22 protein-coding genes are annotated in these 24,251 nt (G+C 41.0%); 17 read left to right on the top strand and 5 right to left on the bottom strand.

Annotated elements, in window-relative coordinates; translation table 11 throughout:
- Nucleotides 1-34: 34 nt before the first annotated feature.
- Nucleotides 35-205 (bottom strand): DUF3042 family protein, encoded by a 171-nt coding sequence (locus D8845_RS06505; protein ID WP_001051780.1) that lies wholly within the window; start codon nt 203-205, stop codon nt 35-37.
- Nucleotides 206-325: 120 nt separating this feature from the next.
- Between D8845_RS06505 and miaA the strand changes: the two genes are divergently transcribed.
- The 6 genes from miaA to D8845_RS06475 all read left to right on the top strand — a co-directional run bounded on the left by miaA (nt 326) and on the right by D8845_RS06475 (nt 12,783).
- Nucleotides 326-1,210, top strand: a complete 885-nt coding sequence (gene miaA / locus D8845_RS06500; protein ID WP_125452886.1) for a tRNA (adenosine(37)-N6)-dimethylallyltransferase MiaA — start codon at nt 326-328, stop codon at nt 1,208-1,210.
- Entirely contained in the window at nt 1,203-2,441 is a 1,239-nt protein-coding gene (gene hflX / locus D8845_RS06495; protein ID WP_125452885.1) for a GTPase HflX, read from the top strand. The genes miaA and hflX overlap by 8 nt, the downstream gene beginning before the upstream one ends.
- The gene (locus D8845_RS06490; RefSeq protein WP_125452884.1) at nt 2,434-3,057 is read left to right on the top strand and encodes a cystathionine beta-lyase; all 624 of its coding nucleotides are present in this window, start codon (nt 2,434-2,436) and stop codon (nt 3,055-3,057) included. The genes hflX and D8845_RS06490 overlap by 8 nt, the downstream gene beginning before the upstream one ends.
- Nucleotides 3,058-3,071: 14 nt before the next feature.
- Nucleotides 3,072-4,001: a ribonuclease Z gene (gene rnz, locus D8845_RS06485; protein ID WP_125452883.1), complete on the top strand. Its 930-nt coding sequence runs from the start codon at nt 3,072-3,074 to the stop codon at nt 3,999-4,001.
- Between the two features lie 20 nt (nt 4,002-4,021).
- Nucleotides 4,022-4,777, top strand: a complete 756-nt coding sequence (locus D8845_RS06480) for an SDR family NAD(P)-dependent oxidoreductase (protein ID WP_125452882.1) — start codon at nt 4,022-4,024, stop codon at nt 4,775-4,777.
- Nucleotides 4,778-5,022: 245 nt separating this feature from the next.
- Complete coding sequence (locus D8845_RS06475) at nt 5,023-12,783, top strand: G5 domain-containing protein (RefSeq protein WP_312023124.1); 7,761 nt, start codon at nt 5,023-5,025, stop codon at nt 12,781-12,783.
- A gap of 178 nt (nt 12,784-12,961) precedes the next feature.
- Here D8845_RS06475 and D8845_RS06470 read toward each other — a convergent pair whose 3' ends face one another.
- Nucleotides 12,962-13,321, bottom strand: coding sequence for a DUF3397 family protein (locus D8845_RS06470; RefSeq protein ID WP_125452881.1), 360 nt, complete (start codon nt 13,319-13,321; stop codon nt 12,962-12,964).
- A 91-nt stretch (nt 13,322-13,412) separates the two neighbouring features.
- Here D8845_RS06470 and D8845_RS06465 point away from each other — a divergent pair, with 91 nt between their 5' ends.
- Genes D8845_RS06465 through D8845_RS06445 form a run of 5 tightly spaced genes read left to right on the top strand, consistent with a single transcriptional unit; the run spans nt 13,413 to nt 18,111 of the window.
- Complete coding sequence (locus D8845_RS06465; protein WP_125452923.1) at nt 13,413-14,369, top strand: TIGR01212 family radical SAM protein; 957 nt, start codon at nt 13,413-13,415, stop codon at nt 14,367-14,369.
- A complete protein-coding gene (locus tag D8845_RS06460) occupies nt 14,353-14,910 on the top strand; it encodes a class I SAM-dependent methyltransferase (RefSeq protein WP_185757410.1) in 558 nt (185 codons plus the stop codon). The genes D8845_RS06465 and D8845_RS06460 overlap by 17 nt, the downstream gene beginning before the upstream one ends.
- On the top strand, nt 14,903-15,157 hold the full coding sequence (locus D8845_RS06455; protein WP_125452879.1) for a hypothetical protein: 255 nt from the start codon (nt 14,903-14,905) through the stop codon (nt 15,155-15,157). Before D8845_RS06460 ends, D8845_RS06455 begins: the two co-directional genes overlap by 8 nt.
- An 11-nt stretch (nt 15,158-15,168) precedes the next feature.
- Nucleotides 15,169-17,223 carry a cation:proton antiporter gene (locus tag D8845_RS06450; protein ID WP_125452878.1) on the top strand — a complete coding sequence of 685 codons (2,055 nt, stop codon included), beginning with the start codon at nt 15,169-15,171 and terminating at the stop codon, nt 17,221-17,223.
- Between the two features lie 27 nt (nt 17,224-17,250).
- The gene (locus D8845_RS06445; protein WP_125452877.1) at nt 17,251-18,111 is read left to right on the top strand and encodes a YihY/virulence factor BrkB family protein; all 861 of its coding nucleotides are present in this window, start codon (nt 17,251-17,253) and stop codon (nt 18,109-18,111) included.
- Between the two features lie 82 nt (nt 18,112-18,193).
- Here D8845_RS06445 and queA read toward each other — a convergent pair whose 3' ends face one another.
- The gene (gene queA / locus D8845_RS06440) at nt 18,194-19,222 is read right to left on the bottom strand and encodes a tRNA preQ1(34) S-adenosylmethionine ribosyltransferase-isomerase QueA (protein WP_125452876.1); all 1,029 of its coding nucleotides are present in this window, start codon (nt 19,220-19,222) and stop codon (nt 18,194-18,196) included.
- Between the two features lie 150 nt (nt 19,223-19,372).
- Here queA and D8845_RS06435 point away from each other — a divergent pair, with 150 nt between their 5' ends.
- On the top strand, nt 19,373-20,080 hold the full coding sequence (locus D8845_RS06435; RefSeq protein ID WP_125452875.1) for a glucosamine-6-phosphate deaminase: 708 nt from the start codon (nt 19,373-19,375) through the stop codon (nt 20,078-20,080).
- 203 nt (nt 20,081-20,283) lie between these two features.
- Here the strand turns inward: D8845_RS06435 and D8845_RS06430 are convergent, their stop codons facing one another.
- Nucleotides 20,284-20,868 (bottom strand): rhomboid family intramembrane serine protease, encoded by a 585-nt coding sequence (locus D8845_RS06430; RefSeq protein ID WP_000821240.1) that lies wholly within the window; start codon nt 20,866-20,868, stop codon nt 20,284-20,286.
- A gap of 210 nt (nt 20,869-21,078) precedes the next feature.
- Here D8845_RS06430 and rpsU point away from each other — a divergent pair, with 210 nt between their 5' ends.
- The 5 genes from rpsU (at nt 21,079) to D8845_RS06405 (ending at nt 23,890) form a co-directional block, all read left to right on the top strand.
- Nucleotides 21,079-21,255: a 30S ribosomal protein S21 gene (rpsU, locus tag D8845_RS06425; protein WP_000048054.1), complete on the top strand. Its 177-nt coding sequence runs from the start codon at nt 21,079-21,081 to the stop codon at nt 21,253-21,255.
- A 129-nt stretch (nt 21,256-21,384) separates the two neighbouring features.
- On the top strand, nt 21,385-22,320 hold the full coding sequence (gene hprK / locus D8845_RS06420; protein WP_070482020.1) for an HPr(Ser) kinase/phosphatase: 936 nt from the start codon (nt 21,385-21,387) through the stop codon (nt 22,318-22,320).
- Nucleotides 22,313-23,101, top strand: a complete 789-nt coding sequence (gene lgt / locus D8845_RS06415) for a prolipoprotein diacylglyceryl transferase (protein ID WP_125452874.1) — start codon at nt 22,313-22,315, stop codon at nt 23,099-23,101. Before hprK ends, lgt begins: the two co-directional genes overlap by 8 nt.
- Nucleotides 23,102-23,485 carry a DUF948 domain-containing protein gene (locus D8845_RS06410; protein WP_125442890.1) on the top strand — a complete coding sequence of 128 codons (384 nt, stop codon included), beginning with the start codon at nt 23,102-23,104 and terminating at the stop codon, nt 23,483-23,485. It abuts the gene before it with no gap.
- Between the two features lie 15 nt (nt 23,486-23,500).
- Nucleotides 23,501-23,890 carry a YtxH domain-containing protein gene (locus tag D8845_RS06405; RefSeq protein ID WP_000517381.1) on the top strand — a complete coding sequence of 130 codons (390 nt, stop codon included), beginning with the start codon at nt 23,501-23,503 and terminating at the stop codon, nt 23,888-23,890.
- Nucleotides 23,891-23,998: 108 nt separating this feature from the next.
- Here the strand turns inward: D8845_RS06405 and D8845_RS06400 are convergent.
- Nucleotides 23,999-24,251: transposase (locus tag D8845_RS06400; RefSeq protein ID WP_142998972.1), on the bottom strand; the 253-nt coding region annotated here is incomplete at its 5' end.

The raw sequence follows: 24,251 nt of genomic DNA, 5'->3' as shown, positions 1-24,251 counted from the left end.
AGTTGAGACTATAAATCCCAACTTCTTTTGTTTCTTAACGTGATACGCGGCGGCGAGCTGCTTTTTTACGGTTTTCTTCGATGAAAGCTGCTTTTTGCTCTTCTGGTTCAATCACTTTCTTTTTAAATGCGTATACTGCACCTGCAACGGCAGCGACAGTTCCTGCGACACCTGTTACAAGACCTTTAGCGAATCCTTTAGCCATGAGTCTTCCTCCTTTATATTCTCAATCAGCCAGCCTCATCAAGAGGTCACATTTTTCTGACTGACCTTTTTGTGTTATAATAATAGTAACGAAAAAATGGGAATTTTTCAAGGAAAAAAGATGAAAACAAAAATAATTGTGATTGTTGGACCGACTGCAGTTGGAAAGACGGCTCTAGCCATTGAAGTAGCCAAGCGTTTTAATGGTGAAGTGGTTAGTGGTGATAGTCAGCAGGTTTATCGAGGTCTAGATATAGGGACGGCTAAGGCTAGTTCAGAAGAGCAGGCAGCTGTTCCTCATCATTTAATCGATGTTAGAGAGGTAACCGAGTCTTACTCGGCTTTTGATTTTGTTTCAGAAGCCAAGCTGGCTATTGAGGATATTCATAGTCGGGGCAAGCTAGCCATTATTGCTGGTGGGACTGGGCTTTATATCCAGAGTTTGCTTGAAGGTTACCACCTGGGTGGGGAGATACCTCATAAGGAGATTTTGGCCTATCGGGCTAGTTTGGAGCCTTATACAGATGAGGAATTAGCCTATCTGGTGGACCAAGCAGGCCTTGAGATTCCCCAGTTTAATCGTCGTCGTGCAATGCGTGCCTTGGAAATTGCCCATTTTGGTCAGGATTTGGAAAATCAAGAGACCTTGTATGAACCATTGATTATCTGCTTGGATGATGAACGCAGTCAATTATATGAACGTATCAATCACCGAGTGGACCTGATGTTTGAAGCTGGACTTCTAGACGAAGCCAAGTGGCTCTTTGACCATTACCCTGATGTGCAGGCTGCTAAAGGAATTGGCTATAAGGAACTCTTTCCTTACTTCCGTGGAGAGCAGACCTTGGAGGAAGCTAGTGAGAGTCTCAAACAGGCGACTCGTCGTTTTGCTAAGCGTCAGTTGACCTGGTTCCGTAATCGCATGCAGGTTACCTTTTATCAGATTGGAGAAACTGGTGTGCAAGACCGAATTTTAAGCCAGATAGAGGAGTTTTTAGATGATTGAAACGGAGAAAAAAGAGGAACGGGTCCTGCTCATTGGTGTAGAATTGCAGGGCATGGACAATTTTGATCTCTCTATGGAAGAATTGGCTAGTCTAGCTAAGACAGCTGGGGCAGTCGTTGTAGATAGCTACAGACAAAAACGTGAAAAATATGATTCCAAGACCTTCGTCGGCTCTGGTAAGTTAGAAGAAATTGCGCTCATGGTGGATGCAGAAGAAATTACCACTGTCATCGTCAACAACCGTCTGACGCCAAGGCAAAATGTCAATCTAGAAGAAGTTCTCGGTGTTAAGGTCATTGACCGTATGCAGTTGATTTTGGATATCTTTGCCATGCGGGCTCGAAGCCATGAAGGGAAGCTCCAAGTCCACCTAGCCCAGCTCAAGTACCTATTGCCTCGTTTGGTTGGTCAGGGGATTATGCTTAGTCGTCAGGCAGGGGGAATTGGTTCCCGTGGACCTGGTGAAAGTCAGCTAGAACTTAACCGTCGTAGTGTTCGCAATCAAATCACCGATATTGAAAGACAGCTCAAGGTGGTTGAGAAAAATCGGGCCACAGTCAGAGAAAAACGTTTGGAGTCGAGTACCTTTAAGATTGGTTTGATTGGTTACACCAATGCTGGGAAGTCAACTATCATGAACACCTTGACCAGTAAGACCCAGTATGAGGCAGATGAGCTATTTGCGACTCTAGATGCGACGACTAAGAGTATCCATCTGGGAGGCAATCTCCAAGTAACTTTGACAGATACCGTGGGCTTTATCCAAGATTTGCCGACAGAGTTGGTGTCCAGTTTCAAGTCAACCTTGGAAGAAAGCAAGCATGTAGACCTTCTGGTTCATGTTATCGATGCCAGCAATCCTTACCATGAGGAGCATGAAAAAACAGTTCTTTCCATCATGAAAGACCTGGACATGGAAGATATTCCTCGCTTGACCCTTTATAATAAAGCGGATTTGGTCGAGGATTTCACGCCTACCCAAACGCCTTATGCCCTGGTTTCTGCCAAGTCTGAGGATAGTCGTGAGAATTTGCAGGCTTTGTTTTTAGAGAAAATCAAGGATATTTTTGAATCTTTTACCCTGCGCGTGCCTTTTTCTAAGTCCTACAAGATTCATGATTTAGAAAGTGTTGCGATTCTTGAAGAACGTGATTATCAAGAGGACGGAGAAGTCATTACAGGCTACATTTCCGAGAAAAATAAATGGAGGTTAGAAGAATTTTATGACTGATATTAAAACGTTGGCTCTAAAATATGGGGGCTATACAAGTCTGGATAAGGTCTATCTGGATCAACTTCTAGATGGTAAAACAGAGCAGGAGCAGTTGGCAGTGATCACTCCTCCGCCTAGCGTGGTCAATGCTTACTTTGCAGAACTCTACCAGAAAAAGAGTCCTGAAGCAGCGACTGAGTATTTTGCAGAACTCAGTCAAGAACTGAATCTTTACAATACTGAGCCGAGTTTCACCCTAGAAAATAAGCCTTTTATTCGTCTTAATCTGTCTGGTAAATCCTTTGGTTTTTGTTATGAGAGTAAGGGACTGGGTCGAATTTTCTCTGAAAATGAAGAGAAAATTTCAGCTGACTTGCTCTTTGAGATTGCGCAAATTTTCCCCCATCAACTGGTCTTTGAAGAGTCTGGTAAGATTTACATGAAGTCTGTCGGGGACGAGGAAGTTGTTAGCGTGGAAAATCTTACAGCTTTGACTGATTTGGAAAATTTGGCTGATGGTCGCAAACGTCTTAAAGGTTACAGCCAAGAGGAGTTATTACAAGAAGCTACTGCTTTTTCTGGCAAGCGCTATTTCCGATCGGAAAACCGCACAGCCATGCTATATATTGATTAATTAGAAAGTATCGAATGGATATTCAATTTTTAGGAACGGGGGCTGGCCAGCCCTCTAAAGCCCGCAATGTTTCCAGTCTCGCCCTGAAACTCTTGGACGAGATTAACGAAGTCTGGCTCTTTGACTGTGGAGAAGGTACGCAAAATCGCATCCTGGAAACCACGATTCGACCGCGTAAGGTCAGCAAAATCTTTATCACTCACTTGCACGGAGATCACATCTTTGGCTTGCCAGGTTTCCTTTCTAGTCGTGCCTTTCAGGCCAATGAAGAGCAGACAGATTTGGAGATCTATGGACCTCAAGGAATCAAGTCCTTTGTCTTAACCAGCCTTCGTGTGTCAGGTTCGCGCCTGCCTTACCGAATTCATTTTCATGAGTTTGACCAAGATTCCCTTGGGAAAATCCTTGAGACCGATAAATTCACTGTGTATGCAGAGGAACTGGACCATACTATTTTCTGCGTTGGCTATCGTGTCATTCAAAAGGACCTTGAAGGAACGCTGGATGCTGAAAAACTTAAGGCTGCTGGTGTCCCATTTGGCCCACTCTTTGGGAAAATCAAAAACGGCCAGGATGTTGTTTTGGAAGACGGAACTGAAATCAAGGCAGCTGACTATATCTCAGCTCCCCGTCCAGGTAAAATTATTACTATTCTGGGTGACACCCGCAAAACCAATGCTAGTGTGCGTCTAGCTGTCAATGCTGATGTCCTTGTCCATGAATCGACTTATGGCAAGGGTGATGAAAAAATTGCTCGTAACCATGGCCACTCTACTAACATGCAAGCTGCACAAGTAGCGGTAGAAGCAGGAGCCAAACGCCTCTTGCTCAACCACATCAGTGCCCGTTTCCTCTCAAAAGATATCAGCAAGCTCAAAAAAGACGCTGCTAGTGTTTTTGAAAATGTCCATGTGGTCAAAGACTTGGAAGAAGTGGAAATCTAAAAGATTGAGAAAGGATAAGTATGCCTACTATTCTCATTACCGGAGCTAGCGGTGGCCTAGCCCAAGAAATGGTCAAACTCTTGCCAAATGACCAACTCATCTTGCTTGGTCGAAATAAGGAAAAATTAGCCCAGCTCTACGGAAACCATCCCCATGCAGAATTGATTGAAATCGATATTACCGATGATTCAGCCTTAGAAACTCTGGTAGCAGACCTCTATCTCCGCTATGGCAAGATTGATGTTTTGATAAACAACGCTGGTTACGGGATCTTTGAGGAATTTGACCAGATTTCCGACCAAGATATTCATCAGATGTTCGAGGTCAATACCTTCGCCCTAATGAATCTGTCTCGTCGCCTTGCGGCTCGAATGAAGGAAAGTCGAAAAGGTCATATCATCAATATTGTTAGCATGGCAGGTTTGATCGCTACTGGCAAGTCTAGTCTGTACTCAGCGACCAAGTTTGCGGCCATTGGTTTTTCAAATGCGTTACGCCTCGAACTTATGCCATATGGAGTCTATGTGACAACAGTTAATCCAGGACCAATCCGAACAGGATTTTTCGACCAAGCCGACCCAGATGGCACCTATCTCAAATCTGTTGACCGTTTCCTGCTAGAACCAGATACAGTGGCTAAAAAGATTGTCAAGATTATAGGAAAAAACAAACGAGAACTCAATCTACCGATGTTGTTGAACTTAGCCCATAAGTTTTATACTCTCTTTCCCAAGCTAGCTGATAAGTTGGCAGGGGAAACTTTTAATTATAAATAGAAGAAGTTCCTTTTAAAGGGACTTTTTTGGTGCTCAAGATTTAGATGTTAGTAAGTATTTTTTCTTTTAAAACTACATTCAGATTTTTAATTCTTCTACAAATTTTAGAAAAAACAATCAAAAATATTATTTTATATACTTAAAGTATTGAAAATTCCTATATTATTTTATAAAATAAGGATAAAAGACTATTAAAAGTTATGCGCTTACACAAAAATGAAAGCGATTACCAAAAGGGGGATTTTATGGGAAAAGGCCATTGGAATCGGAAAAGAGTTTATAGCATTCGTAAGTTTGCTGTGGGAGCTTGCTCAGTAATGATTGGGACTTGTGCAGTTCTATTAGGTGGAAATATAGCTGGAGAATCTGTAGTTTATGCGGATGAAGCACCTATTACTCATACTGCTGAGAAATCTAAAGAGGAAAAACCGATAGTAGAAGAAAAGGTTGATCAAGCTTTGGAAACTAAAAATGTAGTTGAAAGTACAGCACAAACACAACCTAGTGCCACTGAGGCTATTGCATCTGAGAAGAAAGAAGATGAAGCCCTAACTCCAAAAGAGGAAAAAGTGTCTGATAAACCGGAAGAAAAAGCTCCAAAGATAGAATCTCAAGCTTCAAGTCAAGAAAAACCGCTCAAGGAAGATGTTAAAGCTGTGACAAATGAAGAAGTCAATCAAATGATTGAAGACAGAAAAGTGAATTTTAACCAAAATTGGCACTTTAAACTCAATGCAAATTCTAAGGAAGCCATTAAACCGGATGCAGATGTATCTACGTGGAAAAAATTAGATTTACCGCATGACTGGAGTATCTTTAATGATTTCGATCATGAATCTCCTGCACAAAATGAAGGTGGACAGCTTAACGGTGGGGAAGCTTGGTATCGCAAGACTTTCAAACTAGATGAAAAAGATCTCAAGAAAAATGTTCGCCTCACTTTTGATGGCGTCTACATGGATTCTCAAGTTTATGTCAATGGTCAGTTAGTGGGTCATTATCCAAATGGTTATAATCAATTTTCATATGATATCACTAAATACTTGAACAAAGATGGACGTGAGAATGTAATTGCTGTTCATGCAGTCAACAAACAGCCAAGCAGCCGTTGGTATTCAGGAAGTGGTATCTACCGTGATGTGACTTTACAAGTGACAGATAAGGTTCATGTTGAGAAAAATGGGACAACCATCTTAACACCAAAACTAGAACAACAGCAACACGGCAAGGTTGAAACTTATGTGACCAGCAAAATCGTCAATACAGACGATAAAGACCATCAACTTGTAGCAGAATATCAAATCGTTGAACGTGGTGGTCAGGCTGTGACAGGTCTAGTACGTACAGAGAGCCGTACCTTGAAAGCACATGAAGTAACTAGTCTTGATGCGATTTTAGAAGTTGAAAGACCAAAACTCTGGACCGTTTTAAATGACAAACCGGCCTTGTATGAATTAGTTACACGTGTTTACCGGGACGGTCAATTAGTTGATGCCAAGAAAGATCTGTTTGGTTACCGATATTATAACTGGACTCCAAATGAGGGCTTCTCTTTGAATGGTGAACGCATTAAATTCCATGGAGTTTCCTTGCACCATGACCACGGAGCGCTTGGAGCAGAAGAAAACTACAAGGCTGAGTACCGTAGACTGAAACAGATGAAGGAAATGGGAGTGAATTCGATTCGTACGACTCACAACCCAGCAAGTCCTCAGACTTTACAGATTGCAGCTGAACTTGGCTTACTTGTTCAAGAAGAGGCCTTTGATACTTGGTATGGCGGAAAGAAACCTTATGATTATGGACGTTTCTTTGAAAAAGATGCTACCCATCCTGAGGCTAAAAAAGGTGAAAAATGGTCCGACTACGATCTACGTACTATGGTAGAGAGAGACAAAAATAATCCTGCTGTTTTTATGTGGTCAATCGGAAATGAAATCGGTGAAGCAAATGGGGATCCCCATTCTCTAGCGACTGTTAAACGTCTAGTTAAAGTTATCAAGGATGTTGATAATACACGTTATGTAACCATGGGAGCAGATAAGTTCCGTTTCGGTAATGGTAGCGGTGGGCATGAAAAAATTGCTGATGAACTCGATGCTGTTGGATTCAACTACTCTGAAGATAATTACAAAGTCCTTAGAGCTAAGCATCCAAAATGGTTGATTTATGGATCAGAAACATCTTCAGCAACGCGTACAAGAGGAAGTTACTTCCACCCAGAGCGTGAGTGGGTACAAAGTAATCAGTCATGGCGTAACTATGAACAGTCAGATTATGGAAATGACCGTGTTGGTTGGGGTAAAACGGCAACTGCTTCATGGACATTTGACCGTGACAATGCTGGCTATGCTGGTCAATTCATTTGGACAGGTACGGACTATATCGGTGAACCAACTCCATGGCACAACCAAAACAACACGCCGGTTAAAAGCTCTTATTTTGGTATCGTAGATACTGCAGGTATTCCAAAAAACGACTTTTATCTTTACCAAAGTCAATGGGTTTCTGCCAAGAAAAAACCAATGGTTCACCTTCTTCCTCACTGGAACTGGGAAAACAAAGAGTTGATAGACAATGTAGCAGACGCGGAAAATAAAATCCCTGTACGTGCTTATTCTAATGCTGCAAGTGTAGAATTGTTCTTGAATGGAAAATCTCTTGGTCTTAAGACTTTCAACAAAAAACAAACTAGCGATGGACGAACTTACCAAGAAGGTGCTAATGCTAATGAACTTTATCTTGAATGGAAAGTTGCTTATCAACCAGGTACCTTGGAAGCAATTGCTCGTGATGAATCTGGCAAGGAAATTGCTCGAGATAAGATTACGACTGCTGGTAAGCCAGCGGCAGTTCGTCTTATCAAGGAAGACCATGCAATCGCAGCAGATGGAAAAGACTTGACATACATCTACTACGAAATCGTTGACAGCCAAGGGAATGTAGTACCAACTGCCAATAATCTGGTTCGCTTCCAATTACACGGACAAGGCCAACTTGTCGGTGTCGATAACGGGGAACAAGCCAGCCGTGAACGCTATAAGGCGCAAGCAGATGGTTCTTGGATTCGTAAAGCATTTAATGGTAAAGGTGTTGCCATTGTCAAATCAACTGAACAAGCAGGTAAATTCACACTGACAGCCCATTCAGATCTCTTGAAATCTAGTCAAGTAACTGTCTTTACTGGTAAAAAAGAAGGACAAGAGAAGACTGTTTTGGGGACAGAAGTAGCAAGAGTTCGTACATTAATCGGTAAAGAACCAAAAATGCCGAAAACAGTAGGTTTTGTATACAGCGATGGTAGTCGTGAAAAACTTCCAGTAACTTGGTCTCAAGTCGATGTTAGTCAAGCAGGAGTTGTGACTGTTAAAGGTACAGCAAATGGACGTGAGGTAGAGGCTCGTGTCGAGGTTCTAGCAATTGCGAAAGAATTACCAACAGTTAAACGTGTTGCTCCAGGAGCAGATTTGAACACTGTAGATAAATATGTGTCAATACTTGTAACCGATGGAAGTGTACAAGAGTACGAAGTAGATAGCTGGGAGATTGCGGAAGCAGATAAAGCCAAACTTTCAGTAGCTGGATCGCGTATTCAAATGACTGGTCAGTTAGCTGGAGAAACTATTCATGCAACCCTTGTGGTAGAAGAAGGAAAAGCTGCAGCACCTGTAGTGCCAACTGTTACTGTTGGAGGTGAAGTAGTAACAGGGCTTACTAGTCAACAACCAATGCAATACCGCACTCTTGCTTATGGTGCCCAATTGCCAGAAGTAACAGCAAGTGCTGAAAATGCGGATGTTACAGTTCTTCAAGCAAGCGCAGCAAACGGCATGCGTGCAAGCATCTTTGTTCAGTCTAAAGATGGTGGCCCTCTTCAAACCTATGCAATTCAATTCCTAGAAGAAGCACCAAAAATTGCTCATTTGAGCTTGCAAGTGGAACAAGCTGACAGTCTCAAAGAAGACCAAACAGTCAAATTGTCAGTTCGAGCTCACTATCAAGATGGAACGCAAGCTGTATTACCAGCTGATAAGGTGACCTTCTCCACAAGCGGTGAAGGGGAAGTTGCAGTCCGAAAAGGAATGCTTGAGTTGCATAAACCAGGAGCACTTACTCTGAAAGCTGAATATGAGGGTGCTACAGGTCAAATCAATCTCACTATACAAGCAAATACTGAGAAGAAGATTGCGCAATCCATCCGTCCTGTAAATGTAGTGACAGATTTACATCAAGAACCTACTCTCCCGTCAACAGTAACTGTTGAGTATGACAAAGGTTTCCCTAAAACTCATAAAGTCACTTGGCAAGCTATTCCGAAAGAAAAACTAGACCACTATCAAAGCTTTGAAGTGTTAGGTAAAGTTGAAGGCATTGACCTGGAAGCGCGTGCTAAAGTATCTATAGAAGGCATCGTTTCAGTTGAAGAAGTTAGTGTGACAACTCCAATCGCAGAAGCACCACAATTACCAGAAAGCGTTCGTACATATGATTCAAATGGTCACGTTTCATCAGCTAAGGTTGCATGGGATGCGATTCGTCCAGAGCAATACGCTAAGGAAGGTGTCTTTACAGTTAATGGTCGCTTAGAAGGTACTCAATTAACAACTAAACTTCATGTTCGCGTATCTGCTCAAACTGAGCAAGGTGCAAACATTTCTGACCAATGGACCGGTTCAGAATTGCCACTTGCCTTTGCTTCAGACTCAAATCCAACCGACCCTGTTTCAAATGTCAACGATAAATTGATTTCCTTTAATGACCGACCAGCCAACCGTTGGACAAACTGGAATCGTAGTAATCCAGAAGCTTCAGTCGGTGTTCTGTTTGGAGATTCAGGTATCTTGAGCAAACGCTCCGTTGATAATCTAAGTGTCGGATTCCACGAAGACCATGGAGTTGGTGCACCGAAGTCTTATGTGATTGAGTATTATGTTGGTAATACTGCTCCAACAGCTCCTAAGAATCCTAGCTTTGTAGGCAATGAGGACCATGTCTTTAATGATTCTGCCAACTGGAAACCAGTGACTAATCTAAAAGCCCCTGCTCAACTCAAGGCTGGAGAAATGAACTACTTTAGCTTTGATAAAGTTGAAACCTATGCTGTTCGTATTCGCATGGTTAAAGCAGATAACAAGCGTGGAACGTCTATCACAGAAGTACAAATCTTTGCGAAACAGGTTGCGGCAGCCAAACAAGGTCAAACAAGAATCCAAGTTGACGGCAAAGACTTAGCAAACTTCAACCCTGATTTGACAGACTACTACCTTGAGTCTGTATATGGAAAAGTTCCGGCAGTCACAGCAAGTGTTAGCAACAATGGTCTCGCGACTGTTGTTCCAAGTGTTCGTGAAGGTGAGCCAGTTCGTGTCATCGCGAAAGCTGAAAATGGCGACATCTTAGGAGAATACCGTCTGCACTTCACTAAGGATAAGAACTTACTTTCTCATAAACAAGTTGCTGCGGTTAAACAAGCTCGCTTGGTACAAGTAGGTCAAGCACTTGAATTGCCGACTAAGGTTCCAGTTTACCTCACAGGTAAAGACGGCTACGAAACAAAAGACCTGACAGTTGAATGGGAAGAAGTTCCAGCAGAAAATCTGACAAAAGCAGGTCAATTTACTGTTCGAGGTCATGTCCTTGGTAGCAATCTTACTGCAGAGTTCACTGTACGAGTGACAGATAAACTTGGTGAGGCTCTTTCAGATAACCCTAACTATGATGAAAATGGTAATCAGTCCTTTGCTTCAGCAACCAACGATATTGATAAAAACTCTCATGACCGCGTTGACTATCTTAATGACAGAGATCATTCAGAAAATCGTCGTTGGACAAACTGGTCTGCAAGACCGTCTACTAATCCAGAAGTATCAGCAGGTGTCATCTTCCGTGAAAATGGTAAGATTGTAGAACGGACTGTTGCACAAGGAAAAGTTCAGTTCTTTGCAGACAGTGGTACAGATGCACCATCTAAACTTGTTTTGGAACGTTATGCTGGCCCAGACTTTGAAGTGCCGACCTACTATTCAAACTACCAAGCCTACGAATCAGGACATCCATTCAACAACCCAGAAAATTGGGAAGCTGTTCCTTATCGTGCGGATAAAGACATTGAAGCTGGTGATGAAATAAACGTAACATTTAAAGCTGTTAAAGCCAAAGCCATGAGATGGCGTATGGAGCGTAAAGCAGATAAGAGCGGTGTTGCGATGATTGAGATGACCTTCCTTGAACCAAGCGAATTGCCTCAAGAAAGCACTCAATCGAAGATTCTTGTAGATGGAAAAGAACTTGCTGATTTCGCTGAAAATCGTCAAGATTATCAAATCACCTATAAAGGTCAACGTCCAAAAGTCTCAGTTGAAGAAACCAATCAAGTAGCTTCAACAGTTGTAGATAGTGGAGAAGACAGCCTTCCAGTACTTGTTCGCCTCGTTTCAGAAAGTGGAAAACAAGTTAAGGAATACCGTATCCAGTTGACTAAGGAAAAACCAGTTTTTGAGAAAACAGTTGCTGCAGTACAAGAAGAACTTCCGAAACTTGAATTGGTTGAAAAAGATTTAGCCTACAAGACAGTTGAGAAAAAAGATTCAAGACTGTATCTTGGTGAAACTCGTGTAGAACAAGAAGGAAAAATTGGTAAGGAACGTATCTTCACAGCGATAAATCCTAATGGAAGTAAGGAAGAAAAACTCCGTGAAGTGGTAGAAGCTCCGACAGACCGCATCGTCTTGGTTGGAACCAAACAAGGAACCTCTCTTCCAGAAGACGAAGTGAAAAATCTTGTGCTTAACAGACCAGAGCTTGTAGTCGAAGAAGAAACCATTGACTTCAAGGTTCAGGAGCGTAAGTCTGATAAGTTGTATCTAGGTGAAACCCGTATCATTCAAGAAGGAAAACAAGGTGTCCGTGTTCGTTTAATCGAAGTGGAAAATGGAAAACGTCAGCTTAAAGAAACTTACGATAAAGTCGTTGCACAAGATCGTATCGTGGAAGTTGGAACCAAACCAGGCACCTCTCTTCCAGAAGACGAAGTAAAAAATCTTGTGCTCAACAGACCAGAACTTGTAGTTGAAGAAGAAACCATTGACTTCAAGGTTCAGGAGCGTAAGTCTGATAAGTTGTATCTAGGTGAAACCCGTGTCCTCCAAGAAGGAAAACAAGGTGTCCGTGTTCGTTTAATCGAAGTGGAAAATGGAAACCGTCAGCTTAAAGAAACTTACGATAAAGTCGTTGCACAAGATCGTATCGTGGAAGTTGGAACCAAACCAGGAACCTCTCTTCCAGAAGACGAAGTGAAAAATCTTGTTCTGAATCGCCCAGAACTTGTAGTCGAAGAAGAAACAATCGACTTCAATGTTCAGGAACGTAAGTCTGACAAGTTGTATCTAGGTGAAACCCGTGTCCTCCAAGAAGGAAAACAAGGCGTTCGTGTTCACTTGATTGAAGTGGAAAATGGGCAACGTCAGCTTAAAGAAACCTATGATAAAGTTGCTGCACAAAATCGTATAGTAGAAGTTGGTACTAAACTAGGAACTTCTCTGCCAGAAGACGAAGTGAAAAATCTTGTTCTGAATCGCCCAGAGCTTATCTTAGAAGAAGAAACAATCGACTTCAATGTTCAGGAGCGTAGGTCTGACAAGTTGTATCTAGGTGAAACCCGTGTCATTCAAAAAGGAAGACAAGGTATCCGTGTTCACTTGATCGAAGTGGACAATGGTAAACGCCAAATCAAAGAAACCTACGATAAAGTCACTGTACAAGATCGCATCATAGAAGTCGGTACAGCTGGCGAACCAACCAAACCAGTAACGCAAGAAACTACAAAACCACAAGTGTCAGAAAAAGCAGATACAAAACAAATCGCTTCAAGTGAATCTAGTCAAGCTAATAAAGTGCAGTTACCAAATACAGGAAGTGCGGCAAGCCAAGCAGCAGTAGCAGCAGGCTTAGCTCTTCTCGGTTTGAGTGCAGGATTAGTAGCCACTAAAGGTAAAAAAGAAGATTAGAAATTTTTATACTTCTTTATCATTAAAGACTAGCGAGAAGCTCTTGTCTTAGATAGAAGATAAATCCCTTGGAATATAAGTTTCTAAGGGATTTTCTTTGTATAAAATTGTATAGTGTTACTGTCTATCCTATTTTGAAGAGAAAGCAAAAATCCCTAGAAAATGTTTAGGGATTCGATTATTTCATTAAGAACAATTCAACAATCATCTCGATATACATGACAAGGGTTAATAAGAATCCTGCACGCCAGAAGAATTTGATGAATTTAGGATAGTAAAAGCTGCGTTTTTTCAGAAGGAAGAAAAAAACGAGAATAATGGCTAGGAGTGAGAGGGCTAGTCCCAGTCTAGGGAGGAAATTATGGGTAAAGGTTTTAGCTGTGATTAGGTAGTATTCAAATACCAAGAATGGAAAAGCCAAATCCGCAAAGTTTCGTCCTAGTTTTTTTAATCTAAAAAGTTTGGTTATGATAATGCAGACTACTAGAGTCAGTATCAATAATAAAATAGATGCTAATTTCATTAAAATCATATCCATATTGTATCATAAAAAATCGCTAAAGGAAACGAGAAACAGAGGAATTTATAGGAAAGTCAGGCTTTTGAGATTGTAGATGTTTTTTGTTATAATGAAAGTTATGAAATCTTATAATACCTTGAATGATTATTATCGAAAACTCTTTGGAGAAAAGACCTTTAAAGTCCCTATTGATGCGGGGTTTGACTGTCCCAATCGTGATGGAACTGTGGCTCATGGAGGCTGTACTTTTTGTACGGTTTCAGGTTCTGGAGATGCTATCGTAGCACCGGACGCGCCTATCCGTGAGCAATTTTATAAGGAAATTGACTTTATGCACCGTAAGTGGCCAGATGTTCAGAAGTATCTGGTTTATTTTCAAAATTTTACCAACACCCATGAAAAGGTGGAAATCATCCGAGAGCGCTATGAGCAGGCTATCAATGAGCCAGGTGTAGTAGGCATCAATATCGGAACACGGCCAGACTGTTTACCAGATGAAACCATTGAATATTTAGCTGAGTTATCGAAACGCATGCATGTGACGGTTGAATTGGGCTTGCAGACCACTTATGAAGCAACCTCTGACCTGATTAACCGCGCCCACTCCTATGAATTGTATGTGGAAACGGTCAAGCGTTTGAGAAAGTATCCAAAAATTGAGATTGTTTCTCATTTGATCAATGGACTTCCTGGTGAAACCCATGATATGATGATTGAAAATGTCCGTCGCTGTGTCACGGATAACGATATTCAAGGGATTAAACTGCATTTGCTCCATCTTATGACAAATACTCGTATGCAAAGAGATTATCATGAAGGACGCTTGCAGTTGATGAGCCAGGACGAATATGTTAAGGTCATCTGTGACCAACTGGAAATCATTCCCAAGCATATCGTTATCCACCGAATCACGGGAGATGCACCTAGAGATATGCTGATTGGTCCTATGTGGAGCCTCAATAAATGGGAAGTGCTAAATGCTATTGAAATTGAAATGAGACGTCGCGGAAGTGTTCAAGGATGCAAGGTTATAAAACAGGAGTTTGAAAATGAAAAGACCACTTGAGATGGCACATGAGTTTTTAGCTGAGGTTGTAACTCAGGACGATATCGTAGTGGATGCGACCATGGGAAATGGTCATGACACGCTTTTTCTAGCCAAGCTAGCTAAGCAAGTCTATGCCTTTGATATTCAGGAGCAAGCCTTAGAAAAGACGCAAGAGCGTTTGAACCAAGCTGGAATGACAAATGCCCAGTTAATCTTGCAAAGTCATGAGACACTGGACCAGTTTGTGACAGAAGCCAAGGCTGGGATTTTTAATCTGGGCTATCTGCCGTCAGCTGATAAGTCTGTCATAACCAGACCACAGACAACGATTGAAGCATTAGAAAAGCTGTGTGGTTTACTTGTCAAAGGGGGACGGATTGCCATCATGATCTACTATGGGCATGAAGGAGGCGACCTCGAGAGGGATGCTGTTTTGGATTTTGTCAGCCAGTTGAACCAACAAGAGTACACAGCTACCATTTACCGAACTTTAAACCAAGTTAACAACCCGCCGTTTTTAGTTATGATTGAAAAATTAGAGAGATATAGACATGGATAAACAATACCTACGTGAAAAGCTGGATGCCATGCGTCAGAATTTTGTTGAATCAACCCACCACGAACGAGCGGTGGGTGTGTTAGACCAAGCGCATATGAGCAAAAAAATGCTTAAAATCAAGAAAAGATTAGTTGCTCTTGAGATGGAACGGTGCCAGAGAAAAATTGAGCACAAAGACTGTTCCAAGATTGATCAAAAAATCAAAGAGCAGAAGGAGATATTTGAATCCTGTTGTAAAAAAGATTAAGGAGGTCGTGCGTGGAATTACTGATTTACCTTATCCTATTTTTACTGGTTTTGATTGTCTCTAGTACAACTAATAAGCTCCTACCCTTTTTGCCTCTTCCTTTGGTGCAAATTCTTTTGGGAATTGTGATTGGTCTCTTTTTACCCAATACCGACTTTCACCTCAATACAGAGTTGTTTTTGGCCCTGGTTATCGGGCCCTTGCTTTTCCGAGAGTCGGAGGAAGCGGACATTACAGCTATTTTAAAACACTGGCGAATCATTGTTTATCTCATATTTCCAGTGATTTTCATCTCGACCCTGAGTTTGGGTGGCTTGGCCCATCTTCTTTGGCTCAGTCTTCCCTTGGCGGCTTGCTTGGCTGTTGGGGCGGCACTTGGGCCTACGGATTTGGTGGCCTTTGCCTCTCTTTCGGAGCGCTTTAGCTTTCCTAAGCGTGTGTCCAATATTCTTAAGGGTGAAGGACTCTTGAATGATGCTTCTGGCTTGGTTGCCTTTCAGGTGGCCTTGACAGCCTGGACAACTGGAGCCTTTTCCCTTGGGCAAGCTAGTAGTTCGCTCATCTTTTCAATTCTAGGCGGTTTTTTAATTGGCTTTTTAACAGCCATGACCAACCGTTTCCTCCACACCTTCTTGCTAAGTGTGAGAGCAACAGATATTGCTAGCGAGCTTTTATTAGAATTGAGTTTGCCTCTGGTGACTTTCTTCCTGGCAGAAGAAGTCCACGTTTCAGGGATTATTGCCGTTGTAGTTGCTGGGATTTTAAAGGCAAGCCGTTTTAAGAAAATTACGCTCCTCGAAGCCCAAGTGGATACGGTGACCGAGACTGTTTGGCATACAGTGAATTTTATGCTGAACGGTTCTGTCTTTGTGATTTTAGGGATGGAGTTGGAAATGATAGCAGAGCCTATCTTGACCAATCCAATCTATAATCCCTTACTGTTATTGCTATCTCTTATAGCCCTTACCTTTGTCCTCTTTGCTATTCGTTTTGTCATGATTTATGGCTATTATGCCTATAGGACTAGACGTCTCAAGAAAAAGCTAAATAAGTATATGAAGGACATGCTTCTTTTGACCTTCTCAGGTGTTAAGGGAACGGTGTCTATTGCTACGATTCTTCTGATACCAAGTAATCTAGAGCAGGAATATCCAATCTTACTTTTCCTTGTCGCAGGGGTGACGCTTGTCAGTTTTTTAACAGGTCTCTTGGTCCTGCCTCATCTTTCTGATGAACAGGAAGAAAGCAAGGACTATCTCATGCATATTGGCATTTTGAATGAAGTGACGCTAGAGTTGGAAAAAGAGTTGGAAGACACCAAAAATAAACTTCCCCTCTATGCGGCTATTGACAATTACCATGGACGTATTGAAAATCTCATCCTGAGTCAAGAAAATAAAGGGGCTCAAGAAGACTGGGAGGCCTTGAAACTTCTTATCCTCAGTATTGAAAGTGATGGTTTAGAGCAGGCTTACGAAGAGGACAAGATGAGTGAGCGTGCCTATCGAGTTTACCAACGTTATCTGAAAAACATGGAACAAAGTATCAATCGCAAGTTTGCTTCACGAGTGACCTATTATTTCCTTGTTTCCTTGCGGATTTTACGTTTTCTCCTTCACGAAGTCTTTACCTTAGGCAAGACTTTTCGCAGTTGGAAAAATGAAGAATCACAGAAACTCAGAGCTCTTGACTATGACCAAATTGCAGAACTCTATCTAGAAAATACAGAGATGATTATCGAAAGTTTGGAGAACCTTAAAGGGGTCTACAAGAGTTCTTTAATCAGTTTCATGCAGGATTCTCGTCTCCGTGAAACAGCTATTATCACTAGTGGTGCCTTTGTCGAACGGGTTATCAACCGTGTCAAGCCCAACAATATCGATGAAATGCTGAGAGGCTATTATCTGGAGCGCAAGTTGATTTTCGAATATGAAGAAAAACGATTGATTACGACCAAGTATGCCAAGAAGTTACGACAAAATGTAAATAACCTAGAGAACTATTCCTTGAAGGAAGCTGCCAATACCCTGCCTTATGATATGATGGAATTGGTAAGAAGAAATTAATCAAGATTGTAAGTGAAGGAGTGTGACATGAAGAAGTGGTGGAAAGAGCTGATAGACAAGCCCTTATTAAAAGCTTTTTTACATTATTATCAAGCATCAGATAGTGAATTGACCAGTGTCGCAGTAGCCTACTATTGGTTGATTTCGATTTTCCCCCTACTTTTGGTGGTGGTCAATATCCTCCCTTATTTTCGGATTCCAGTTTCTAATTTTTTAAAGGTTGTCAATGAATTCTTGCCGGAAAGCATGTATGATGTAGTCGCAAAGATTATTACAGAAGTGCTGACCCAACCGTCAACGGGCTTATTGAGTTTTGCGGTTTTGTCAGCCCTCTGGACCTTTTCAAAATCCATGAATTTCCTACAGAAAGCCTTTAATAAAGCTTACGGAGTAGCTAAAAATCGTGGGATGATTTCCCATCAGCTCATGAGCTTGTTTGTTAGTTTTGGCTTGCAGATTCTCTTTGCCTTGGCTCTATTTTTGAGTGTTTTTGGTCGCATGCTTCTCAACCTTATCAAGAGCTACTGGAAATCGGATAGTCCTCTCTTTGATTATCTGCAAGACCTAACAGGCCCTTTGGTCTATGCCTTGATTTTTGCTATCTTGGTCATGCTTTATTATTTCCTCCCCAATGTTAAGGTGCGAAGGATTCGACATGTATTGCCAGGTAGTGCCTTTGTCTTATTGACCCTGCTCTTACTGCTCAATATATTTTCAGTCTATGTCAACAATTATGTCAATCACCTAGTGGACGTCCGTTTTTTTAGTTCCATCGTCGTGGTAGTCATGATGTTCTGGTTTATTCTCATTGCTAAGATTTTGATTGTCGGCGCGGTGATCAATGCCAGTGTCCAGAGTTTGAAAGATACGAGCTTTAGAATAAATTAACTCATTTTTTATCCATTACAAAAGCGCATATTATCAGGTTTTATAAAACCTTGATAATATGCGCTTTTTTCGATTGTGAAAATTAATAGATAAACATGGCATCGCCAAAACTAAAGAAGCGGTAGTGTTCTTGAATGGCATGGTGGTAGGCATCTAAGACTAATTCACGGCCTGCAAAGGCGGAAACCAACATGACCAGAGTTGATTTTGGCAGGTGGAAGTTGGTTGAGAAGGCATCCACGACCTTCCATTCATAGCCGGGTTTGATAAAGATATTGGTCCAGCCAGAGTCTGCCTGGATTTGCCCATCAAACTTGGAACCAATAGTTTCCAAGGTGCGGATAGAAGTGGTTCCGACAGCGATGACACGACCACCATTTTCCTTAACAGAGCGAAGAGTGGCAGCAGCTTCCTCAGAAAGTTGGTAGAATTCTGAGTGCATTTCGTGTTCGTCCAGATTGTCAACTGAAACGGGTCTAAAGGTTCCGAGTCCGACATGAAGAGTCAGATAGACTAGATGAACACCCTTAGCTTGGATTTCTGCCAGCAGTTCTTTGGTGAAGTGTAGTCCAGCAGTTGGTGCTGCAGCAGAGCCACTTTCCTTGGCGTAAACGGTTTGATAGCGTTCACGGTCATCCAATTTTTCATGGATATAAGGTGGTAATGGCATTTCTCCTAGACTTTCCAAAACTTCTAGGAAAATTCCTTGGTATTCAAAGCGGACAATGCGGCCACCGTGAGTCAATTCTTCCGTAACGACAGCGCTGAGACGGCCATCACCAAAGCTGACACGAGTACCGACCTTGAGGCGTTTGGCAGGTTTAGCCAGAACTTCCCACTCATCTCCATTAGTATTTTTAAGCAGGAGAAGTTCCACATGACCTCCAGTTTCTTCCTTTTGACCATATAGGCGGGCAGGGAGAACACGGGTGTCGTTCATAACAAGGGCATCACCAGGTTCCAGCATATCAATAATAGAGTGGAAGTGTTTATCCTGCATTTCTCCTGTCTCACGATTGACGATGAGGAGTTTAGAGGCATCCCGTTTTTCAAGGGGCGTTTGGGCAATCAATTCCTCAGGCAAGTGGAAATCAAAATCAGCTGTATTCATATATCTGTTCATTCTTTCTAAGTTCTAATCTTATCCATTATAACATGTTTCAAGTATAGTCGCTCTTTTTTTAGAAATTAAATCGTTTTCACTTGACAAAAATTGGTCTATACCATATAATAAATATAGATTAAAACGGAGGATGAAAAGATGAAAGTTATTAAAGTTGAAAACCAAATCGAAGGTGGAAAAGTTGCTTTTGAGATTTTGAAGGAAAAATTGGCCAACGGCGCTCAAACCCTAGGACTTGCGACAGGAAGTAGCCCACTTGAATTTTACAAGGAAATTGTTGAGAGTGACCTTGATTTTTCAAATCTAACCAGTGTGAACCTTGATGAGTATGTAGGGCTTGATGGGGACAACCCACAGTCTTATCGTTACTTCATGCAAGAAAACTTGTTTAACCAAAAACCATTTAAAGAAAGTTTCTTGCCTCGTGGTGTTAAGGACAATGCTGAAGAAGAAGTAGAACGCTACAATCAAATTTTGGCTGACCATCCTGTTGATTTGCAAATCTTGGGAATCGGTCGCAATGGACATATCGGATTTAATGAACCTGGTACTCCATTTGACAGTCAAACACACCTAGTCGAACTTGACCAGTCTACTATTGAAGCAAACGCACGTTTCTTTGATAAGATTGAAGATGTTCCAACACAAGCCATTTCAATGGGGATTAAAAATATCTTGGATGCCAAGTCAATCCTTCTCTTTGCTTATGGTGAATCAAAAGCAGAAGCCATTACCGGAACCGTGTCTGGTCCAGTGACTGAGAACTTACCAGCAAGTAGCCTACAAAACCACCCAGATGTGACTATTATTGCAGATGCTGAAGCGCTCAGCCTACTTGAAAAATAAAAAGTATAAAAACCACTTGCTCTTTGGAGTGAGCGGTTTTTTACTTCAAATGTTCACTATCCTGCTAAAAGAAATTTTTCTGTAAATCCCCGTAACAGTTGTCGATATTTCATATAAAAAGGTATCCAATAGAAAATTATTAAATGTCTGTAAACTGTGATATAATCGTATTGACTATTTTTTATGATACTATACGATTTTTATTAAGACAGTCGATAGTTGTTGATGCTGGAAACCATGATATAACTGGCAATTCCTGACATGTGAAGAAAGGTTGAAATCCAGCCTGTTATATTTGGTAGAAGCATGGTTAGAGATAGAACGATTAAAAGGATATAAAATAGTTTTAATCCTAAATTGAAATTTTTCCATATACTAAACATACTCATCACCCCACCCGTTACAAAAGCATAGCCAATAGCAGAGATACCCGATGCCTGAATTTCTTGATTCTGTGTTAATATATGGAATACAATTGAAGATATTACCATAGAAGTAATAAAAACTAAAAATACATATTTTGATCCCCTTTTATACTCCAATAGCCCACCAAAAGGAAGTAACATTAAAGTATTTAAAACTAAATGAAACCATATAAACCATACTGGTGCTTCTTTACTTCCATGCATAAATGTACCACTAAAGTATTGCCAACAATAAATTGGCTTTGAATGAAATGCAAATAAGTCATACATTACACTTCCCAAAAAGGTAGTAAGAATTCCTAGCAATAAACAAATTACAACTAAAATACTGACCACAGGGCAAATTTTTATGATTCTTTTCATGTTATAGATTCACTTCTAAATAATACTAATTTTTGCTAATCAATATGTGCCACTATTATATCATTTCCATCTATAAATGTTAATCAATTTTAACGAGATTAAACAAGATTAAAATTGAAGATAATATAAGTTTATGGCAGTTTTTTCTTGACAATTATTCCTTTTACGTGTAAAATAGAATAGATCTTGAACTTGAAGGGAGTGAAAAAAATGTCTAAAACAGTAGTACGTAAGAATGAATCTCTTGACGACGCACTTCGTCGTTTCAAACGTGCGGTTACTAAAGCTGGTACTCTTCAAGAAACACGCAAACGTGAATTCTATGAAAAACCTTCTGTAAAACGTAAACGTAAATCAGAAGCAGCTCGTAAACGTAAAAAATTCTAATTAGAAATGAAAGGCTAGAGAAATCTAGTCTTTTTCTTTTAAATAAATACTACAAAGCCTGCAAAAATCTCTAATATCCTCCTACAATTTGATATAATAGAGAGAAGAACTCATTTGAAGGAGGAAATGATGTCGGTTTTAGTAAAAGAAGTGATTGAAAAGCTTAGACTAGACATTGTCTATGGCGAACCAGAATTACTTGAAAAGGAAATTAATACTGCAGACATTACGCGACCTGGTCTTGAAATGACAGGCTATTTTGACTATTACACTCCAGAGCGAATCCAGCTCTTGGGAATGAAGGAGTGGTCCTACCTCGTTTCGATGTCCTCTCACAACCGTTACCAAGTCTTGAAAAAAATGTTTCTACCTGAGACACCTGCGGTCATTGTTGCTCGTGGTTTGGTGGTTCCGGAGGAAATGTTAAAGGCAGCCAGAGAATGTAAGATTGCCATCTTAACTAGTCGTACAGCTACTAGTCGTTTGTCTGGAGAGTTATCTAGCTATCTGGATTCACGTTTAGCAGAACGGACTAGTGTGCACGGTGTCTTGATGGATATCTATGGGATGGGTGTCTTGATTCAAGGTGATAGTGGAATTGGTAAGAGTGAGACAGGTCTAGAGCTTGTCAAACGTGGTCACCGCTTGGTAGCTGATGACCGGGTCGATATCTTTGCCAAGGACGAGATTACTCTTTGGGGTGAACCTGCTGAAATCTTGAAACACTTGATTGAAATTCGTGGGGTTGGGATTATCGATGTCATGAGCCTCTACGGTGCGAGTGCCGTAAAAGATTCTTCACAAGTTCAGTTGGCTGTTTACTTGGAAAATTACGATACACATAAGACTTTTGATCGTCTTGGAAACAATGCAGAGGAACTTGAAATTTCTGGCGTAGCCATTCCTCGTATCCGTATTCCAGTGAAAACAGGTCGTAATATCTCTGTTGTGATTGAGGCAGCCGCCATGAATTATCGTGCCAAGGAAATGGGCTTTGATGCGACGCGTTTGTTCGAAGAACGCTTGACAAATCTCATTGCTCAAAACGAGGTGCCTAATGCTTGATCCAATTGCAATTCATCTAGGGCCTCTAGCTATTCGATGGTATGCCTTGTGTATAGTGACAGGTTTGATTCTTGCGGTTTATTTGACCATGAAAGAAGCGCCTAGAAAGAAGATCATACCAGACGATATTTTAGATTTCATCTTGATAGCCTTTCCCTTGGCTATTTTAGGAGCTCGTCTCTACTATGTTATTTTCCGTTTTGATTACTATAGTCAGAACTTGGGAGAAATTTTTGCTATTTGGAATGGTGGTTTGGCCATTTACGGTGGTTTGATAACTGGTGCCCTTGTCCTCTACATCTTTGCTGATCGTAAACTCATCAATACTTGGGATTTTCTAGATATTGCGGCACCTAGCGTCATGATTGCCCAAAGTTTGGGGCGCTGGGGCAATTTCTTTAACCAAGAAGCCTACGGGGCTACAGTAGATAATTTGGATTATCTACCTGGCTTTATCCGTGACCAGATGTATATTGAGGGGAGCTACCGTCAACCTACCTTCCTTTATGAGTCCCTATGGAATCTACTTGGATTTGCCTTGATTCTGATATTCAGGCGAAAATGGAAGAGTCTCAGAAGAGGTCATATCACTGCTTTCTATTTGATTTGGTATGGTTTCGGTCGTATGGTTATTGAAGGCATGCGAACAGATAGCCTCATGTTCTTTGGTCTTCGAGTGTCTCAATGGCTATCAGTTGTCCTTATCGGACTGGGTATTTTTATCATTCTATATCAAAATCGAAAGAAGGCCCCTTACTATGTTACAGAGGAGGAAAATTAAATGTTAGAAGTTGCATATATTCTTGTAGCCCTTGCTTTGATTGTATTTTTAGTGTATCTAATCATTACTGTACAAAAGCTTGGACGTGTTATCGATGAAACAGAGAAGACGATTAAAACCTTGACTTCAGATGTGGATGTGACCTTGCATTATACCAATGAATTACTGGCTAAGGTCAATGTCTTGGCAGATGATATCAATGTCAAGGTGGCAACGATTGATCCACTCTTTAGTGCAGTTGCAGATTTATCTCTATCTGTTTCAGACCTCAATGACCATGCGCGTGTCTTGAGCAAGAAAGCTTCATCAGCAGGTTCAAAAACCATTAAGACTGGTGCAAGTTTGTCAGCTCTTCGTCTTGCAAGTAAATTTTTCAAAAAATAAAAAAGGAGAATTCTTATGGGTAAACTATCCTCAATCCTTTTAGGAACCGTTTCAGGTGCAGCTCTTGCCTTGTTTTTAACAAGCGACAAGGGCAAACAAGTTTGCAGTCAGGCTCAAGATTTTCTAGATGATTTGAGAGAAGATCCTGAGTATGCCAAGGAGCAGGTCTGTGAAAAACTGACAGAAGTCAAGGAGCAGGCTACAGATTTTGTTCTTAAAACTAAAGAACAGGTTGAGTCAGGTGAAATCACTGTGGACAGCGTACTTGCTCAAGCCAAATCATGTGCTCGTCAAGCGACAGAAGCATCAAAAGATCGATTCAATAATCTCAAGGAGCAATGGCAAGAAAAGGCCGAAACTCTTGATGAATCAGAAGAGATTGTTATTGACATAACAGAAGAATAAAATAAATAGTAACTATTCTAGATCCTATAAACTCTCTAGTGGATTATATCTCTATAGAGCTTATAGGTTTTTTCTGGCTCTTTGTCAACTGTAGTGGGTTGAGAAAAGCTAGGATCTAGAAAGGACAAATTTCGTCCTTTCTTTTTTGATGTTCAGAGCAATAAAAATCCGTTTTTTGAAGTTTTCAAAGTTTCGAAAACCAAATGCATTTCGTTTGATAAGTTTGATAAGATTATTAGTCGCTTCTAATTTGGCGTTGGAATAGGGTAATTGAAGGGCGTTGACAATTTTCTCTTTATCCTTAAGAAAGGTTTTAAAGACAGTCTGAAAAAGAGGATGAACCTGCTTTAGATTGTCCTCA

The sequence above is a fragment of the Streptococcus mitis genome, assembly GCF_003942865.1.
GTDB classification, from domain to species: domain Bacteria; phylum Bacillota; class Bacilli; order Lactobacillales; family Streptococcaceae; genus Streptococcus; species Streptococcus mitis_BI.
This window is presented reverse-complemented; position numbering and strand designations above follow the sequence as displayed.

Bases quoted from the DNA above. Each gene is read 5' to 3' on its own strand.
- D8845_RS06505 (WP_001051780.1), bottom strand. From the start codon at position 205: ATGGCTAAAGGATTCGCTAAAGGTCTTGTAACAGGTGTCGCAGGAACT.
- miaA (WP_125452886.1), top strand. From the start codon at position 326: ATGAAAACAAAAATAATTGTGATTGTTGGACCGACTGCAGTTGGAAAG.
- hflX (WP_125452885.1), top strand. From the start codon at position 1,203: ATGATTGAAACGGAGAAAAAAGAGGAACGGGTCCTGCTCATTGGTGTA.
- D8845_RS06490 (WP_125452884.1), top strand. From the start codon at position 2,434: ATGACTGATATTAAAACGTTGGCTCTAAAATATGGGGGCTATACAAGT.
- rnz (WP_125452883.1), top strand. From the start codon at position 3,072: ATGGATATTCAATTTTTAGGAACGGGGGCTGGCCAGCCCTCTAAAGCC.
- D8845_RS06480 (WP_125452882.1), top strand. From the start codon at position 4,022: ATGCCTACTATTCTCATTACCGGAGCTAGCGGTGGCCTAGCCCAAGAA.
- D8845_RS06475 (WP_312023124.1), top strand. From the start codon at position 5,023: ATGGGAAAAGGCCATTGGAATCGGAAAAGAGTTTATAGCATTCGTAAG.
- D8845_RS06470 (WP_125452881.1), bottom strand. From the start codon at position 13,321: ATGGATATGATTTTAATGAAATTAGCATCTATTTTATTATTGATACTG.
- D8845_RS06465 (WP_125452923.1), top strand. From the start codon at position 13,413: ATGAAAGTTATGAAATCTTATAATACCTTGAATGATTATTATCGAAAA.
- D8845_RS06460 (WP_185757410.1), top strand. From the start codon at position 14,353: ATGAAAAGACCACTTGAGATGGCACATGAGTTTTTAGCTGAGGTTGTA.
- D8845_RS06455 (WP_125452879.1), top strand. From the start codon at position 14,903: ATGGATAAACAATACCTACGTGAAAAGCTGGATGCCATGCGTCAGAAT.
- D8845_RS06445 (WP_125452877.1), top strand. From the start codon at position 17,251: ATGAAGAAGTGGTGGAAAGAGCTGATAGACAAGCCCTTATTAAAAGCT.
- queA (WP_125452876.1), bottom strand. From the start codon at position 19,222: ATGAATACAGCTGATTTTGATTTCCACTTGCCTGAGGAATTGATTGCC.
- D8845_RS06435 (WP_125452875.1), top strand. From the start codon at position 19,373: ATGAAAGTTATTAAAGTTGAAAACCAAATCGAAGGTGGAAAAGTTGCT.
- D8845_RS06430 (WP_000821240.1), bottom strand. From the start codon at position 20,868: ATGAAAAGAATCATAAAAATTTGCCCTGTGGTCAGTATTTTAGTTGTA.
- rpsU (WP_000048054.1), top strand. From the start codon at position 21,079: ATGTCTAAAACAGTAGTACGTAAGAATGAATCTCTTGACGACGCACTT.
- hprK (WP_070482020.1), top strand. From the start codon at position 21,385: ATGTCGGTTTTAGTAAAAGAAGTGATTGAAAAGCTTAGACTAGACATT.
- lgt (WP_125452874.1), top strand. From the start codon at position 22,313: ATGCTTGATCCAATTGCAATTCATCTAGGGCCTCTAGCTATTCGATGG.
- D8845_RS06410 (WP_125442890.1), top strand. From the start codon at position 23,102: ATGTTAGAAGTTGCATATATTCTTGTAGCCCTTGCTTTGATTGTATTT.
- D8845_RS06405 (WP_000517381.1), top strand. From the start codon at position 23,501: ATGGGTAAACTATCCTCAATCCTTTTAGGAACCGTTTCAGGTGCAGCT.